This is a genomic window from Lentzea guizhouensis (assembly GCF_001701025.1).
Taxonomy (GTDB): domain Bacteria; phylum Actinomycetota; class Actinomycetes; order Mycobacteriales; family Pseudonocardiaceae; genus Lentzea; species Lentzea guizhouensis.
This window is the reverse complement of the sequence record NZ_CP016793.1, coordinates 3,447,053-3,461,465: the sequence shown is the minus strand read 5'-3', so window position 1 is coordinate 3,461,465 and position 14,413 is coordinate 3,447,053. Positions and strand designations below refer to the sequence as shown.

Here is a 14,413-nt window from a genome sequence, read left to right as displayed (position 1 = left end):
TTGGACCGCATGGCGAACGCACTGGGGGTGCCCAGCCCGGACAAGGCCGCGTACATGGACACCGTGGCCGCGGTGGCGGGTGACTACAAACGCCGGCTGCTCGACCTCCTCGACCTGAGGCCCGACCTCAGCGTCCTCGACCTGGGATGCGGTCCCGGCGCGGACCTGGCGTCCATGGCCGACGCGGTGACCGAATCCGGCCGCGTGGTCGGGGTCGACATCGACGAGCGGATGGTCGCCGCGGCGAGCACCCGGTTCCACGACCGCCCGCAGGTCGAGGTGGTGCTCGGCGACGGCCACGCGCTGCCGTTCGAGGACGCCACCTTCCACCGGGCGCGGATGGACCGCGCGCTCCAGCACGTCGCCGACCCCGGCGCGGTCTTGGCCGAGCTCCTGCGCGTGCTCGAACCAGGTGGCCTGCTCCGCGTCGGCGAGCCCGACTGGGACTCGCTCGTCGTCGACGGCGACCTGGAGGTCAACCGCGCCTTCAACCGCTTCGTCTGCTCGACCATGGTCCGCAACGCCACGATCGGCCGTCAGCTCGCCCGCCTGGCACGCGCCGCCGGCTTCGAGGTCGGGGCCGTCGAGACCGCCGCACCGGTGTTCCACGACTTCGCCCAGGCGGACGAGGTCTTCGTGTTCACCCGCAACACCGAACGCGCCATCCGCGCCGGCGCCATCGACCGCGCCACAGGCGAACGGTGGCTCGCCGACCTCGCGACCGGCGACTTCCTCGCCACGCCGCTGGTGTTCCTGCTGTCAGCCCGCAAGCCGTTGTGACCCCAAGGACTCCACCGCCCGAGCCAGGCTCTCCGTGCCGTGCCCTGCCGCAACCTGCCGGTCCACCAACGCCTTGACCGCATCAAGCCCCGCGAACGGCACCCCCTGCGCCTCCGCCGCACGGATGAGCATCGCCAGCCCTGACTGGTTCATCGCGAGGCTCGACTCGCCACCGGCGTAGTCGGACCCGTCGATCTCCCCGGCGAACGTGACCAGCGCCGGGTGCAGGTCCACCAACCAGGACAACAACATCGGCGTGAGCTCGCCAACCCCGATCCCACCGGCCCGCGCCAGCGCCGCCGCGTGCAGGAACCCGCCGATCAACCCGTACATCCCCGCCAGGATCGCCACGTCGAACCCGGACGCACGCCCGGCGTCGTCCCCCACGAACGTGGCCTTCCCCAGCAGCTCCAACACTTTGCGCCACCGCTCGTACACCGCGCCGGCCCCGCTGTAGTTGATCGCCGACTCGTCCGTGCCGATGGTCTGCGGCACCGCGTACACGGCCCCGTGCAGGTACTCGGCCCCGTTCTCCGCAGCCCACGCAGCCAACTCGCGCGCCTCGTCAGGAGTGCCGGAGGTGAGGTTCACCAACGCACGCCCCCGCACGTCCACCCCACGCAGCACCTCCCGCACCGCCCGGTTGTCGAGCACCGCCACCACGACGAGCTCACCGGCCCCGGCCGCCTCCCCCGGCGTACCCGCCACCACCGCCCCGTCCAACCCCGCAGCCTTCGCCGCAGAACGGTTCCAGACCGTGGTGACCTGACCGCCCCGCAAGAACGCCTCCGCCACCGCACGACCAAGATTTCCCAGCCCCAGCACGGTGATCGCCTCAGATGTCATGCCCCCAGCTTCGGCCGACTTGATCACCGCAACCAGTGACAGGATTGACCCCTTCCACCAAATTCCTGCCATACCCTGGTGCCATGAGCGCTGGCTCCGTCGCCCTGGTCGTCCCCACCGACTTCGGCATCCCGGACCTCTACGAACTGGGCATCCCCGCCGCCGTCTTCGGCACACCCCAACCAGACCTCGCCAACCCCTGGTACGAGATGTGGCTGTGCGGCACCGAAAGCCGCACCCCAGCCCCCTTCACCCTGCGCACCACCCACGGCCTGGAAGACATCGCACGCGCAGACACCGTCATCGTCCCGTGGGTCCCAGAAGAGGTCATCGAGGACAACGCCCCAGTCCCACCCGACCTGGTCACGGCCCTGCGCAACGCCCACGACGCAGGCGCCCGAATCGTCTCGCTGTGCGTAGGAGCCTTCGCCCTGGCCGAAGCAGGCCTCCTCGACGGCCGCCGCGCCACCGCCCACTGGATGCACACGGCCCTGCTGGCAGAGCGCTACCCCAAGGTCCAGGTCGACGACTCAGTCCTCTACGTCGACGACGGCAACATCCTGACCAGCGCAGGCATGACCGCAGGCCTCGACCTCTGCCTCCACCTGGTCCGCCACGACCTGGGCGCCCACGTCGCCAACCAACTGGCCCGCCGCATGGTCGTCCCAGCCCACCGCCCAGGAGGCCAGAGCCAGTTCATCGACCTGTCCATCCCCGCCACCGACGACCAGGGCCTCACCCCGGTCCTCGACTGGGCCCGCGAACGCCTCGACGAACCCCTCACGATCAACTCCCTGGCCCGCCAAGCCGCAGTGAGCCCCCGAACCTTCTACCGCCGCCTGCACGCGGCCACCGGCACAACCCCACTGCAGTGGCTGCTGAACGAACGCATCGCGAGGGCACAGGAACTACTCGAGTCGACGGACCTGTCGGTTGAAAAGATCGCGGCGCTGAGCGGCATCGGCACGGCGAACAACCTGCGCCACCACTTCCTCAAACAAGTGGGCGTCTCCCCAACCGACTACCGCCGAGCTTTCCCCCGCCAACCCCGATGATCGAGCGAAGCGAGACGAAAAGCCCACGCACCCCAGGCGAGCCCGTCGAGCGAAGGCGAGGCTTTTGAACCTGCAGCGATGGGTAGCGGTGATGCCCCCTTGACCTGCGGTTGGGGCTTGACTTTGAGGGCGGGGCGATACGCTTGGTTCGGAACGGCCGGGCTCTTTGTGCCCGGCTTTTCAGGCCGATGCATCGCCCCGCTAGAGGCTCGAAGTCAAGCCCCAATCGCTATCGTCGCGAAGCGGCGATGAACACCAAAATCACGGCCAGTGCCCGCTCAACCACGCACCCTCACACGCCCTGCAACGCAAAAGGCCCCCGGCGAACCGGGGGCCTTTCACGAACGAAACTCAAACCAACGAGACTCAGGCCTCGTCCACCAGCATGTTGCGGGTCCGGTTCGGGTCAACCGGGATGCCGGGGCCCATCGTCGTCGAGACGGTGACCTTCTTGACGTACCGGCCCTTGGCAGCGGACGGCTTGGCCCGGAGGACCTCGTCCAGCGCCGCGGCGTAGTTCTCGACCAGCTTGTCGGGGTCGAACGACACCTTGCCGATGACGAAGTGCAGGTTGGCCTGCTTGTCAACGCGGAAGTTGATCTTTCCGCCCTTGATGTCGTTGACGGCCTTGGCGACCTCGGGGGTCACGGTGCCGGTCTTGGGGTTCGGCATCAGGCCACGCGGGCCGAGGATGCGGGCGATGCGGCCGACCTTCGCCATCTGGTCGGGGGTCGCGATCGCGGCGTCGAAGTCGAGCCAGCCACCCTGGATGCGCTCGATGAGGTCCTCGGCGCCGACGGCGTCCGCACCGGCGGCCTCGGCCTCGGCGGCCTTGTCACCGGTTGCGAAGACGATCACGCGGGCGGTCTTGCCCGTACCGTGCGGCAGGTTCACGGTGCCGCGGACCATCTGGTCGGCCTTGCGAGGGTCGACGCCGAGGCGAATCGCGACCTCGACGGTGGCGTCCAGCTTCACCTTGGACGTTTCCTTGGCGAGCTTGGCGGCCTCCAGCGGCGAGTACAGCCGCTCCCGGTCCACCAGCTCGGCTGCGGCCTTGTAGGCCTTGCTGCGCTTCATGACTCTGTCCTAACCGTGGATCAGTCGTGGTGAATGAGCCGCGCTCGGCTCTCCCACGCTTGCGAAAGAAAGAAAGATCAGCCTTCGACCGTGATGCCCATGGAACGGGCGGTGCCCGCGATGATCTTCGCGGCCTGGTCGATGTCGTTCGCGTTCAGGTCGACCATCTTGGTCTGCGCGATCTGGCGCACCTGCTCCATGGTCACCTTGGCGACCTTGACGCGGTGCGGCTCGCCCGATCCCTTGTCGACGCCGGCGGCGGCGAGGATGAGACGCGCGGCCGGCGGGGTCTTCAGCTTGAAGTCGAACGAGCGGTCTTCGTAGACCGAGATCTCGACCGGCACGACCTGACCGCGCTGCGACTCGGTCGCGGCGTTGTAGGCCTTGCAGAACTCCATGATGTTGACGCCGTGCTGACCAAGCGCGGGACCGACGGGCGGCGCCGGGTTGGCGGCACCAGCCTTGATCTGCAGCTTGATGATCGCTGACAGCTTCTTCTTCTTGGGTGGCATGTCCGTACTTCCTGTTATTGCGGTGTCCGCGCGCGGCCCTGCCAGCCGCAGCGTGGCCGATCGGTTCCTCTTTCGAGGGAACCGCTCAGATCTTGGAGACCTGGCTGAACGACAGCTCGACCGGCGTCTCCCGGCCGAAGATCGACACCAGGACCTTCAGCTTCTGGCCGTCCGCGTTGACCTCGCTGATCGTGGCGGGCAGCGTGGCGAACGGGCCGTCCATGACGGTGACCGACTCGCCCACCTCGAAGTCGACCTCGATGGTCGGCTTCGGCGCGGCGGTGGAGGCGGCCTTCTTGCCCTCGGCCGGCTTCTGCTCACCCTGCGGGAGCAGGAACTTCAGCACCTCGTCGATCGTGAGGGGCGAGGGCTTGGAGGTGGCGCCGACGAACCCGGTCACGCCCGGCGTGTTGCGGACGGCGCTCCAGGACGCGTCGGTGAGCTCCATGCGGACCAGGATGTAACCGGGCAGCACCTTGCGCTGCACCAGCTTGCGCTGGCCGTTCTTGATCTCGGTGACCTCTTCGGTCGGCACCTCGACCTGGAAGATGTAGTCCTCCATGTCGAGCGTGTGGATGCGGGTCTCGAGGTTGGCCTTGACCTTGTTCTCGTAACCCGCGTAGGAGTGCACGACGTACCAGTCGCCGGGCGCGTGGCGCAGGGCCTGACGCAGCTCTTCGGCGGGGTCGGCGATCTCTTCGTCGATCGGGGTCTCGTCGATCGCGAGGACGTCGACGTCGCCGGCGTCCTCGTCGGTGTCGTCCGCGACGTCGGTGTCAGCAGCGTCGTCCTCGGAGTCCACAGCCTCCGACTCGACCGTCTCGTCGACGGTGGTGTCCTCGGACACCTCGTCGTCGGTGAGGTCGGTCTTCTCCTGGGCGTCGACGCCGTGATCGGAGGTCACTGTGGATCTCGCTTCCTTATTGCAGCGGCAGCTGTCCGGCTCAGCCGAACAACTCGAAAACAGCCGCGCCGAAGCCGAGGTCGAGAGCCCACACCAGCGCGACCATCACGACCACGAACACCAGGACAACACCGGTGTAGGTGACGAGCTGCTTGCGCGTCGGCCAGATCACCTTGCGGAGTTCGCTGATGACCTCGCGGATGTAGCGGAAGAACCGCCCGATCAGCGAGGGACCCTTCTCCTGTCCATCACGGGCCTTCGTCGGGCGACCCTTCTTGGCGTCGTCGTCCGACTCGTCGGACTTGACGGCGCTCTTCTTCGACTCAGCGCTGCTGCCGTCCTTGCGGGCGGCCGGGCGAGAGGAGGCACGACGTTCACGCCGCGCCGCAGCAGTGGACGGCCGGACAGCGCCTTCGCGCTCCTCCGGCTGGTCCTGCTCGCGGCCCTCGCTCATGCCGTCCTCCACTCCACCCATGACGCTTCGACAGCAGGGGCGACAGGACTTGAACCTGCAACCTGCGGTTTTGGAGACCGCTGCTCTGCCAGTTGAGCTACGCCCCTTCGGGATCTGCGAGAGACCCCCTGGCCACGCAGGAAGTGTACGGGAGCCTGCCCCGTCCATTCCAACCAGACCGCCCAAGCATCAGTCGAGCGGCCTGTCGCACAGCCTACCCACACGAGCACCGAGAACACGAATCAGGGTCGGTCAACCGCGTCCCCACCGCGCCCCGAATCTCCTGTGAGCACTGCAAACACCACCTGACCGGGTTGCCAGGCGGTGTTGTTGATCACACGATCAGCCGACGCGCACGCGGGCGAAGGCGCCCATCAACACCGCTTTGCCGTCAAAAGACGCGCTGATGTTGACCTTCACAGTTCCGTCTTCCAGCTCCTTGGCGACCTTGCCGGTCACCTCGACCAGCGCGCCCTCGTCGTCGTTGGGCACCACGACCGGCCGGGCGAACCGGCAGCCGTACTCGACGACCGCACCGGGATCACCGACCCACTCCACGACGATCCGCGACGCCACGGCCATCGTGAGCATGCCGTGCGCGATCACGTCCGGCAGGCCGACGTCCCTGGCCGTCTTCTCGTTCCAGTGGATGGGGTTGAAGTCCAGCGAGGCACCCGCGTACCGCACCAGGTCGGCGCGCGTGATGCGGACGGACAGCGCCGGCAGCTCGGTGCCGACCTCGAACTTCGCCGCGGTCACGCGTCCTCCCCCCTCACGACGAGCATCGACTTGGCGGTGGTGACCGGTTCACCCTCGACGGTGCTGATCTCGGTCCGCACGGTCACCATGTCGTTGCCCATGCGGGCCACGATGCCGTCGATGTGCGCCACGCACACGAGCTGGTCGCCGGCGGTGATGGGCCGGTGGTGGGTGAAGTTCTGGTCGCCGTGCACGACCCGGCCGTAGTCGAGCTCCAGCTCCGGGTCGAACATGACCGTCTCGTTGGTCTTCATCGACACCACGATCGCGAACGTCGGCGGCGCGATGACATCCCTGTGCCCCAACGCCTTCGCCGCTTCGGTGTCGCGGTAGGCCGGGCTGTCGGCGCCGATCGCGTCGGCGAACTCGCGGATCTTCTCGCGGCTCACGTCGTACGGCTGCGACGGCGGATAACTACGTCCGATGAAGGCGGGGTCGAGAGGCACCGAGTGAGCCTATATGCGACGAGGCCCGCCCCACGGTGTGGGACGGGCCTCGTGCGAAGACTGCTACGCGCTCAGCGGGTTTCCTTGTGCGCGCGGTGCGTCTTGCAGTTCGGGCAGAACTTCTTGACCTCCAGGCGGTCCGGGTCGTTGCGCCGGTTCTTCCTGGTGATGTAGTTCCGGTGCTTGCACTCCTCGCACGCGAGGGTGATCTTCGGGCGTACGTCGGTTGCAGCCACGGTCCTTGCCTTCCTGCGAGCACACGGGCCCCGAGAACCCAGTCCGGGCTTACCGGCTGGCGGGGGTGGGCAACGAGGTTGCTGCCCAGGGGTCTGGGGGCTTGGCCCCCAAATCATGCGGAGCGAGGAAGGTCGGCGCTTTCCGCCGACACACCTCACCCACTTGCGTAGCGGTGGCCGGACTTGAACCGGCGACACAGCGATTATGAGCCGCTTGCTCTACCAACTGAGCTACACCGCTTTACACGACACAAGCCGCGATGCTCGCATCGCGGCTGAGTCATGGAGCCCCTTTACGGAATCGAACCGTAGACCTTCTCCTTACCATGGAGACGCTCTGCCGACTGAGCTAAAGGGGCTTGCTCTTTCGTTCTTGCCGAGCGAGGAGAACTCTACAACATCCGTCCACCAAGAACGAAATCCGGGGGTCCCTTCAGTGGACCAAGGTGAGCACCGTCTCATCGCGAGCACCCCTGACCTGCACAGTTCGCGCCCGCAGCCACGCCTCGAACCGGTCCTCGGACAGCGGCCGCGAGATCAGGTACCCCTGCGCGACGTCACACCCCATCCCGACCAGCTGGTCGCGCGCCGCGTCGTCCTCCACGCCCTCGGCCACGACCACCAGGCCGAGCGAGTGACCGAGCTCCACGATCGACCGCACCACGGCCATGTCGCCGAGGTCCGTGCCCATCCCGAGCACGAACGACTTGTCGATCTTCACCTCGTCCACCGGCAGCTGGCGCAGGTACGCGAGCGACGAGTACCCGGTGCCGAAGTCGTCGACCGCCAGCACGACGCCGATCGCGTGCAGGCGCCGCAGCACCGGCAGCGCGCGCTCGGGATCCGCCATCACGCCCGACTCGGTGAGCTCGAAGGTCAGCAGCCCGGACGGCACGTCGTGGCGTTCCAACGCGGCCGCCACCCGGTTCGGGAAGTCCTCGTCGGCCAGCGTCCGCACGGACAGGTTGACGGCGATGGACATCCGCAGGCCGCGGTCGAGCCAGCGGCGCACGCGTTCCAGGGCCCTGTCCATCACGAAGTCCGTCAGCACGTCCACCAGGCCGGTGGCCTCGACGGCCGGCACGAACTCGTCCGGGTCGACGCGGCCGAACTCCGGATGTGTCCAGCGCACCAACGCTTCCGCGCCCACGACCTGGCGTGAGGGCAGGGCGACCTTCGGCTGGTAGTGCACCGAGATCTGCCCGGTCTCGACGGCCTGGCGGAACTGCGTCACGAGCTGGAAGCGGCGCAGGAAGATCTGGCCCATGCTCGGCGCGTAGGCCCGCACCGGCGAGCCCTCGGACGTGGCGCGCACGGCGACGTCCGCCCGCTGCAGCAACGTGTCCGGGTCGGGGTCCTCGGTCTCGGAGTCGGCCTTCGAGGCGTAGCCGACGACCGCGGAGGCCTCGACGGTCAGCCGGTCGACCGGGTACGGCACGGAAAGCCCGGCCCGCAGCCGTTCCGCGGTCTCGTGGGCCGCCACCGCGCGCGAGTCGTCGAGGAACGCCGCGAACGCGCCGCCCTCCAGCCGGGCCAGCGGCACGTCGGCGCCCAGTGCGTCGCGCAGCCGGCGTCCGGCGGCGACGACCATGCGGTTGCCCCAGGCCTGGCCCAGCGCGTCGGACACCGTCGACAGGATGTCGAGGTCGATGCGCAGCACCACTGCCTTCTGCGACTCGCGCAGCGGTTCGGCGCACGCCTCGCGGAAGCCCGGCCGGTTGAGCAGGCCGGTCAGCGGGTCGTGGTAGGCGTCGTGCCGCAACCGCGCCAGCAGCCGGCGGTTGTCCACGGCGGTGGCGAGGTGCGAGGCGAGGGTGCGCAGCAGCTGGATGTCGGCCTTGCCGAAGCCGCGCCACCGGGAGAGCCGGTCGTGGGCCTCGACCGCGCCGAGCAGCTGGGTCGCGCCGCGCAACGGCACCACCAGCGCCTCCTGCGCGTCGCGGCGCAGCAGGGCCTCGGTGACGTCCTCGGTCGCATCGGCCACGCGGTAGTAGCGGACGTGCGTGCCCGGCAGCTGCAGCACCGGGTCCTCGCGCACGGCCCGCGGGTCCGACACGGCCATCTCGTCGGGCAGCGGTTCGCCGGCGACGAGGGTGATCATGGCTTCCTGCGGGTCGGTGCGCAGGCGCAGCACGACCCTGTTGGCGTTGAGCTGCTCGCGGATGCGTTCCGCGATCTGCTGCCACTCGTCCTCTTCGACGTTCGCGGTGAGGTCGTCCTCCGGCTGCCGCGGACCGGTGCCGTGCTGGCCCGACCGCGCGACGCGCAGGCTGACCTCGCTCAGCGCCTCGAGGTCGCGCTGTTCGCGCAGCAGCCCCGAGTAGGCGAGGTAGGTGGCGACGATCCCGGCGAGCACCAGGACGATCAGCAGGCCGCCCCACTGCGTGGTGGAGACGATCTGGAAGCCGACGAGACCGGCCGAGGTGTTCAGCAGCGCCACGACCAGCGTCTGGAGCACGAGGCGGAGGCTGTTGCCCACCCGCATCGACTTGCCCATGAGCCGCAACGCGCACAGGCCCAGCACGCTCGCGAGCAGCGGCACGGTGATCGTGCCTACGAACGCACCGGCCCAGAACGGCCCGCCCTCGCCGACCATCCGGTTCACCACGGCCGCCGCGGCGAACGCCACGGAGATCTCCATGAACATGAGGCCCGCGTTGTAGACGGCGCGGTCCAGGATCCGCCTGCCGAGCAACGTGCCGACGCCCGCGACCACGTGCGCGGCGAGCACGACCTCGAACGGGGCCACGAGCAGGCCGAGCACCAGCGGGATCTCGGTGAAGGAGATGGTCCAGGCGACGCCGCTGCGGACGTCGACGTTGATCGCCAGCTGCTCGGCCAGCAGGAAGCCGACGACGAGCAGCGGGCCGATCCAGAAGAGGGAGGTGTGCTCCTTCTCCGGGAGCCAGGCCGCGACCATGCCCGCGCAGACGACGCCGGCCACCAGGAGGGTGACGGCGAACGCGCTGAACGCGCGGTTGGTCGACTTGGCCGACCAAGCGGCCGAGTCCGACACGGGGGCCGACGCTCGGTCGGACATCCAGCCTCCTCGTCGGCCTGGGGTGGGGGGTCGCTCAGGCGTGACGGAGGGGTCCCGTGCTCAGCGAGCAGGACCCCTCCAGGGGCACCAATGTACCCCGCTCGGGGGACGAAATGGCAGGTCGAGCACCCCTAGTGACATCGATTCACCCAGACGTGACTACTCAGTAAGACGCCCGTGGAGCACCGTCACGGCCTGCCCGCAGAGCTGCACCCGATCTTGGTCGAGGGTCGCCCTGACGAACCCGCCGCGTTCCGACGCCTGCTCCGCCAGCAGGTCAGCGCGCTGCAGTCGCGGCACCCAGTAGGACGCGAGCGTGCAGTGGGCCGATCCGGTGACGGGGTCCTCCGGGACGCCGGCGGCCGGGTAGAAGCACCGGCTGACGATGTCCGCGGCGCCGTCGCCAGGAGCCGTCACGATCACTCCGCGTGACGGGATTTGTGCCAGTCCTTGGACATCAGGTCGCAAGGAACGGACTTCCTTCGCACTGCCCAGCTCGACCAGGAAGTCGAACCGCCCCCGCGCCACGGACTTGATCGTCGCATGTGAGAGCGCCTCTGTTAGGCCGACTGGCGGGTCAGTCAACTCTGGAGGATCGGCCGGGAAGTCCATTCGGATCCACCCGTCGTCAGGTATGCACGTGAGCACCCCGCTACGCGTGGTGAACCTCTGCTCGCCGCCGAGCACGTGCGCGGTGGCCAGCGTGGCGTGCCCGCACAGGTCGACCTCGACGGTCGGCGTGAACCAGCGCAGGTGGTTGTCCGGGGTGACGAAGGCCGTCTCGGCGTGCTTCATCTCCGCCGCGACGTCCTGCATCCACGCGTCGTCGCGCGGCTCGGCCAGCAGGACGACAGCGGCCGGGTTGCCCTTGAAGCGCTCGCTGGTGAACGAATCCACGACGAAGATCTCCACAACCCGACCCTGCCATGCTCAGATGTGGTGTGGCAGACGACTTTTCGTTCACCGAGACGGATCCGGACTCGCTGGGGGCGACCTGGGGACCGCTGCGCCTGCACCGGCTGAACTGGCGGCCCGGCTGCGACCTGCCCGCGTTGCTCGACGAGTGGGAGACCCGGCTCACCGGCCTCGACGACCCCGACACCGCGGCGACGGTGACCGTGCCGAGCCACGAGACCTCGGCCGCACAACCGTTGATCCACCACGGATTCGCGCCGCTGACCGTTGTCGCCGAGCGACTCGCCGGACGTTGCGCGGTGACGCGGCCGCCCGACGTGGAGGTGCGGGCCGCGACCCGCGCCGACCTGGACGTCGCGGTGGAGCTGAACCTGCACACGGTCCGGTACGACGCCGCGTTCGGCATGGTCACCGAACGCCCGAACGCCGCGGCACACCTGCGATCGGCGCTGGCGGACGTGCTCGACCGCGACCACGAGGCCATGTGGCTCGCGGTCTACGACGGCACGCCCGTCGGGATGATCTACGTCGACCTGCCGCAGCACGCGGGGTGGATGGAGCGGTTCGCCTCGGAGCAGCCGTTCGCCTACCTCGGCCACCTCGGCGTGCGGCCGGACGTCCGGGGAACCGGCGCGGGCAGCGCTCTCGTGGCGCACGCGCACGCCGTCCTGGACGAGGCCGGCGTGGCGGCCACGCTGCTGCACCACGCGTTGCCGAACCCGCGCTCGACGCCGTTCTGGTACTCGCAGGGCTACCGGCCGCGCTGGACGACGTGGGTGCGCAGGCCCGCGTTGAGATCTTCTCCCGGCGTGTCGCCGTGACCCGAACGGCCCAGTGGGCCAAGCTCGGGGCATTCGCACGAGTGAAGAACCCGGACGAACCCGTACTTGTGGAACGGATTCGGCCTCTTTTTCGACAAAGGGGTTAGCGATTCGGACACCACACCTGGGGGTCGAGATGGAGCTCAGCGGAAGAGCACGCGCGATGTTGCGGGCCGTCGAGGCAGGTAGGGCCGAGGTGACGGGCGGCTCGGAACCTGAGCTGTACGTCGACGGACTGCCGTGTTGCGACCAGATGGCCACGCACGACCTCGTGCACGCGGGCTTGCTGCGACCGGCGCAGCCCACCCGGTTCGGCCACCGCGTGTGCGCCGAGCTGACAGAGGACGGGCGCGCGGCACTCGCGGCGAGTTGATCGCCCAATGATCGAACATCTGTTCGACATGAGGTATGCTGCGCCCTGAGGCCGGCACGCAAGGGAGAGGAAGCTCTTGCGCGCCGGCCTCGCTGTTTTGAGCGTTGTTCAGCGCTGGCTCAGGCGGCTTTCTGCTGGGTGCCGACGTTCATCCGGTTCCACAGGTTGATCGCGCCGATCACCAGCATCAGCCCGGCCAGCTGCTTCTCGTCGAAGTGCTTCGCCGCCTCGTCCCACACCTCGTCGCTGACGCGCACGTGCGTCACCTGCTCGGCCAGCGCGAACGCCGCCCGTTCCGCGTCGGTGTAGTACGGCACGTCCCGCCAGCCGGCGATCGCGTAGATCTTGCGGTCGTCCACATCGGCTTCGCGCAACAGCTTGGTGTGGTAGTCGATGCACGCGCCGCAGCCGTTGATGATGCTGACCCGCAGGCAGATCAGCTCCGCGAGGTCCTTGTCGACCCCCGTGGCCGCGGCCGCCTCCGACAACGCGAGCAGCGCCTGCATCGCGCCGGGAACGCTCAGCACCGGGTTGGCAATCCTCATGGTCGTTCTCCCTGTCCTCGTTCGCCTGTGCCCTGTTGACCCGGTGGGCGGCGGAGGTGTGACAGGTTTCGCCGAGAACTTTCCGCTAGACGCTGAGGCTCTGCCCGATGCCACCGTCGACCGGCAGGTCGGCACCGGTCGTGAAGGTCGCCTCGAACGCCAGGAACAGCACCGCGTCCGCCACCTCGTCGCTCGTGCCGTGGCGCTTGAGCGGCGTGAGCTCGTCACCGGCCTGCTTGAAGGCGTCAAGAGCCTCCTGCGGCAGACCGGTCACGCCCATCGACGGCGTGTCGATGAAGCCGGGGCTGACGACGTTGACCCGGACGTTGCGCGGCGCCAGCTCGGCCGCGAACGACCGCCCGAACGACCGCACCGCCGCCTTGGCACCGGAGTAGGCGCTCATCGCCTTGCCGCCACCGGTCTGCGCGACCGAGGTGGTGAAGACGATCGAGCCGCCTTCGGCGACCAGCGGCGCGAGTTTCTGAGCGGTGAAGAACGCGCCCCTGGTGTTGATGTCGAAAGTGCGGTCGTAGTCGTCCGGCGTGACGTCCTGGTACTCGAACAACGTCGCATACCCGACGTTGATGAAGAGCAGGTCGATGCTGCCGAACCGCTCACGCGCCGCCGTGGCGAGCTTGTCGATGTCGGCGAGGTTGGTGGCGTCCATCGAGATGCCGTGCTCGACGTCGTCCGCCTTGCGCCCGGTCAGCAGCACCTCGGCGCCTTGGCCGAGCAGCTTGTCCACGACCGCGCGGCCCATGCCGTGCGTTCCGCCCGTGACGACGGCCTTCTTCCCCTGGTACTTCACCGGATCACCTCGATGACGCTCGCGATGCTGTGCGTGCCGTGCCCCTTCTGCTGAGCACGCTGGTACAGGTCGTGCAACGCCTGCGGCAGCGCGGAGTCGACCCCCTGCCGCCGGCTGGCCTCGGCGAGCATCCGCAGCCCTGAGACGTTGATGTCCAAAGCGGACACCTCCGTCTCGTAGTCCCGGTGCTGCGTCTCCTCCCCCATCTCCGGCAGCATCTCGGCGAGCTCGCGCAGCCAGTCCGCGACCATCGGTGTGAGCTGCTGCGGCGTGACCCCCTCAGTGCCCGTGAGCGCGACCGCCTGCAGATAGCCGGCGAACGTCGCCCACATGACCCCGAGCAGGCCGAGGTCGTACAACGCGGCCAGCCCGGCGTCCTGCCCCACGTACACCGGCTCGCCGAACGCGTCGAGCACGTGGTGTTCCTCGTTGCCCGCGAAGAAGATCCGCGCTCCCGGCGTCCCGATCTGCTGCGGCACAGCCATGATCACGCCGTCGACGTACTCCACCCCGTTGTCCCGCGCCCACTCCGCGGTGACCCGCGCCTCTTCCGGCGTACCGCTGGTGAGGTTGACCAGCGCCTTGATGTTCTTGCTCAGCAACGGCCGCTGCACCTCGTAGGTGGCCAGGCACGTCACCACGACGTCCGCCTCGAACGCCTCGTCCAGATCGCCGGCCCGCCTCGCCCCCGCCGGCGTCTGCTTGTCCGCCGACCTGTTCCACACCGTCACGTCGTAGCCCTTTTTGACCAGGGCACAAGCAAGCGCGCTACCCATGCGGCCAAGGCCGAGCACGCTCACCGATTTCTTGATCCCCATGCGCTGAATCGTCGTTCCACCACT

17 protein-coding genes and 3 tRNA genes are annotated in these 14,413 nt (G+C 68.6%); 4 read left to right on the top strand and 16 right to left on the bottom strand.

All coding sequences use genetic code 11. The features are described 5' to 3' along the window. Positions 1-9: 9 nt before the first annotated feature. Entirely contained in the window at positions 10-780 is a 771-nt protein-coding gene (locus tag BBK82_RS17400; RefSeq protein ID WP_065921147.1) for a methyltransferase domain-containing protein, read from the top strand. Here BBK82_RS17400 and BBK82_RS17395 read toward each other — a convergent pair. Then, positions 760-1,626: an NAD(P)-dependent oxidoreductase gene (locus tag BBK82_RS17395; protein WP_065921146.1), complete on the bottom strand. Its 867-nt coding sequence runs from the start codon at positions 1,624-1,626 to the stop codon at positions 760-762. The two genes, BBK82_RS17400 and BBK82_RS17395, sit on opposite strands and share 21 nt — an antisense overlap. Positions 1,627-1,709: 83 nt before the next feature. Between BBK82_RS17395 and BBK82_RS17390 the strand changes: the two genes are divergently transcribed. Further along, a complete protein-coding gene (locus BBK82_RS17390; RefSeq protein ID WP_065915945.1) occupies positions 1,710-2,681 on the top strand; it encodes a GlxA family transcriptional regulator in 972 nt (323 codons plus the stop codon). Positions 2,682-3,047: 366 nt separating this feature from the next. Here the strand turns inward: BBK82_RS17390 and rplA are convergent, their stop codons facing one another. From rplA to BBK82_RS17330, 12 genes are all read right to left on the bottom strand, one after another. Continuing rightward, complete coding sequence (gene rplA / locus BBK82_RS17385) at positions 3,048-3,758, bottom strand: 50S ribosomal protein L1 (protein ID WP_065915944.1); 711 nt, start codon at positions 3,756-3,758, stop codon at positions 3,048-3,050. Positions 3,759-3,835: 77 nt separating this feature from the next. Continuing rightward, positions 3,836-4,270, bottom strand: coding sequence for a 50S ribosomal protein L11 (gene rplK, locus BBK82_RS17380; RefSeq protein ID WP_065915943.1), 435 nt, complete (start codon positions 4,268-4,270; stop codon positions 3,836-3,838). 85 nt (positions 4,271-4,355) lie between these two features. Further along, a complete protein-coding gene (gene nusG, locus BBK82_RS17375; protein WP_065915942.1) occupies positions 4,356-5,174 on the bottom strand; it encodes a transcription termination/antitermination protein NusG in 819 nt (272 codons plus the stop codon). A 40-nt stretch (positions 5,175-5,214) separates the two neighbouring features. Next, on the bottom strand, positions 5,215-5,628 hold the full coding sequence (gene secE / locus BBK82_RS17370; protein WP_065921145.1) for a preprotein translocase subunit SecE: 414 nt from the start codon (positions 5,626-5,628) through the stop codon (positions 5,215-5,217). Between the two features lie 34 nt (positions 5,629-5,662). Then, positions 5,663-5,735: transfer RNA gene (locus BBK82_RS17365), tRNA-Trp, on the bottom strand. Between the two features lie 235 nt (positions 5,736-5,970). Further along, positions 5,971-6,387 carry a MaoC family dehydratase gene (locus BBK82_RS17360; protein ID WP_065915941.1) on the bottom strand — a complete coding sequence of 139 codons (417 nt, stop codon included), beginning with the start codon at positions 6,385-6,387 and terminating at the stop codon, positions 5,971-5,973. Beyond that, on the bottom strand, positions 6,384-6,833 hold the full coding sequence (locus BBK82_RS17355; RefSeq protein WP_065915940.1) for a MaoC family dehydratase N-terminal domain-containing protein: 450 nt from the start codon (positions 6,831-6,833) through the stop codon (positions 6,384-6,386). The genes BBK82_RS17360 and BBK82_RS17355 overlap by 4 nt, the downstream gene beginning before the upstream one ends. 71 nt (positions 6,834-6,904) lie before the next feature. Continuing rightward, complete coding sequence (rpmG, locus tag BBK82_RS17350; protein WP_053733184.1) at positions 6,905-7,069, bottom strand: 50S ribosomal protein L33; 165 nt, start codon at positions 7,067-7,069, stop codon at positions 6,905-6,907. 168 nt (positions 7,070-7,237) lie between these two features. Then, positions 7,238-7,310, bottom strand: a tRNA-Met gene (locus BBK82_RS17345). A 42-nt stretch (positions 7,311-7,352) separates the two neighbouring features. After that, positions 7,353-7,428, bottom strand: a tRNA-Thr gene (locus tag BBK82_RS17340). 74 nt (positions 7,429-7,502) lie between these two features. After that, positions 7,503-10,109 (bottom strand): putative bifunctional diguanylate cyclase/phosphodiesterase, encoded by a 2,607-nt coding sequence (locus BBK82_RS17335; RefSeq protein WP_065915939.1) that lies wholly within the window; start codon positions 10,107-10,109, stop codon positions 7,503-7,505. A gap of 159 nt (positions 10,110-10,268) precedes the next feature. Then, positions 10,269-11,021 carry a PhzF family phenazine biosynthesis protein gene (locus tag BBK82_RS17330; protein WP_065915938.1) on the bottom strand — a complete coding sequence of 251 codons (753 nt, stop codon included), beginning with the start codon at positions 11,019-11,021 and terminating at the stop codon, positions 10,269-10,271. Positions 11,022-11,050: 29 nt separating this feature from the next. Between BBK82_RS17330 and BBK82_RS17325 the strand changes: the two genes are divergently transcribed. Together BBK82_RS17325 and BBK82_RS17320 are read left to right on the top strand one after the other, a co-directional pair. Then, the gene (locus BBK82_RS17325) at positions 11,051-11,845 is read left to right on the top strand and encodes a GNAT family N-acetyltransferase (protein WP_065915937.1); all 795 of its coding nucleotides are present in this window, start codon (positions 11,051-11,053) and stop codon (positions 11,843-11,845) included. A gap of 136 nt (positions 11,846-11,981) precedes the next feature. Next, positions 11,982-12,218, top strand: a complete 237-nt coding sequence (locus BBK82_RS17320; RefSeq protein ID WP_065915936.1) for a hypothetical protein — start codon at positions 11,982-11,984, stop codon at positions 12,216-12,218. Between the two features lie 119 nt (positions 12,219-12,337). On the opposite strand, the gene BBK82_RS17315 is transcribed toward BBK82_RS17320, so the two are convergent. The 3 genes from BBK82_RS17315 to BBK82_RS17305 form a co-directional block, all read right to left on the bottom strand. Continuing rightward, positions 12,338-12,763, bottom strand: a complete 426-nt coding sequence (locus BBK82_RS17315; protein ID WP_065915935.1) for a carboxymuconolactone decarboxylase family protein — start codon at positions 12,761-12,763, stop codon at positions 12,338-12,340. Positions 12,764-12,848: 85 nt separating this feature from the next. Continuing rightward, complete coding sequence (locus BBK82_RS17310; protein WP_065915934.1) at positions 12,849-13,571, bottom strand: SDR family NAD(P)-dependent oxidoreductase; 723 nt, start codon at positions 13,569-13,571, stop codon at positions 12,849-12,851. Further along, positions 13,568-14,389, bottom strand: a complete 822-nt coding sequence (locus BBK82_RS17305) for an NAD(P)-dependent oxidoreductase (protein WP_237048233.1) — start codon at positions 14,387-14,389, stop codon at positions 13,568-13,570. The genes BBK82_RS17310 and BBK82_RS17305 overlap by 4 nt, the downstream gene beginning before the upstream one ends. Between the last annotated feature and the right edge of the window lie 24 nt (positions 14,390-14,413).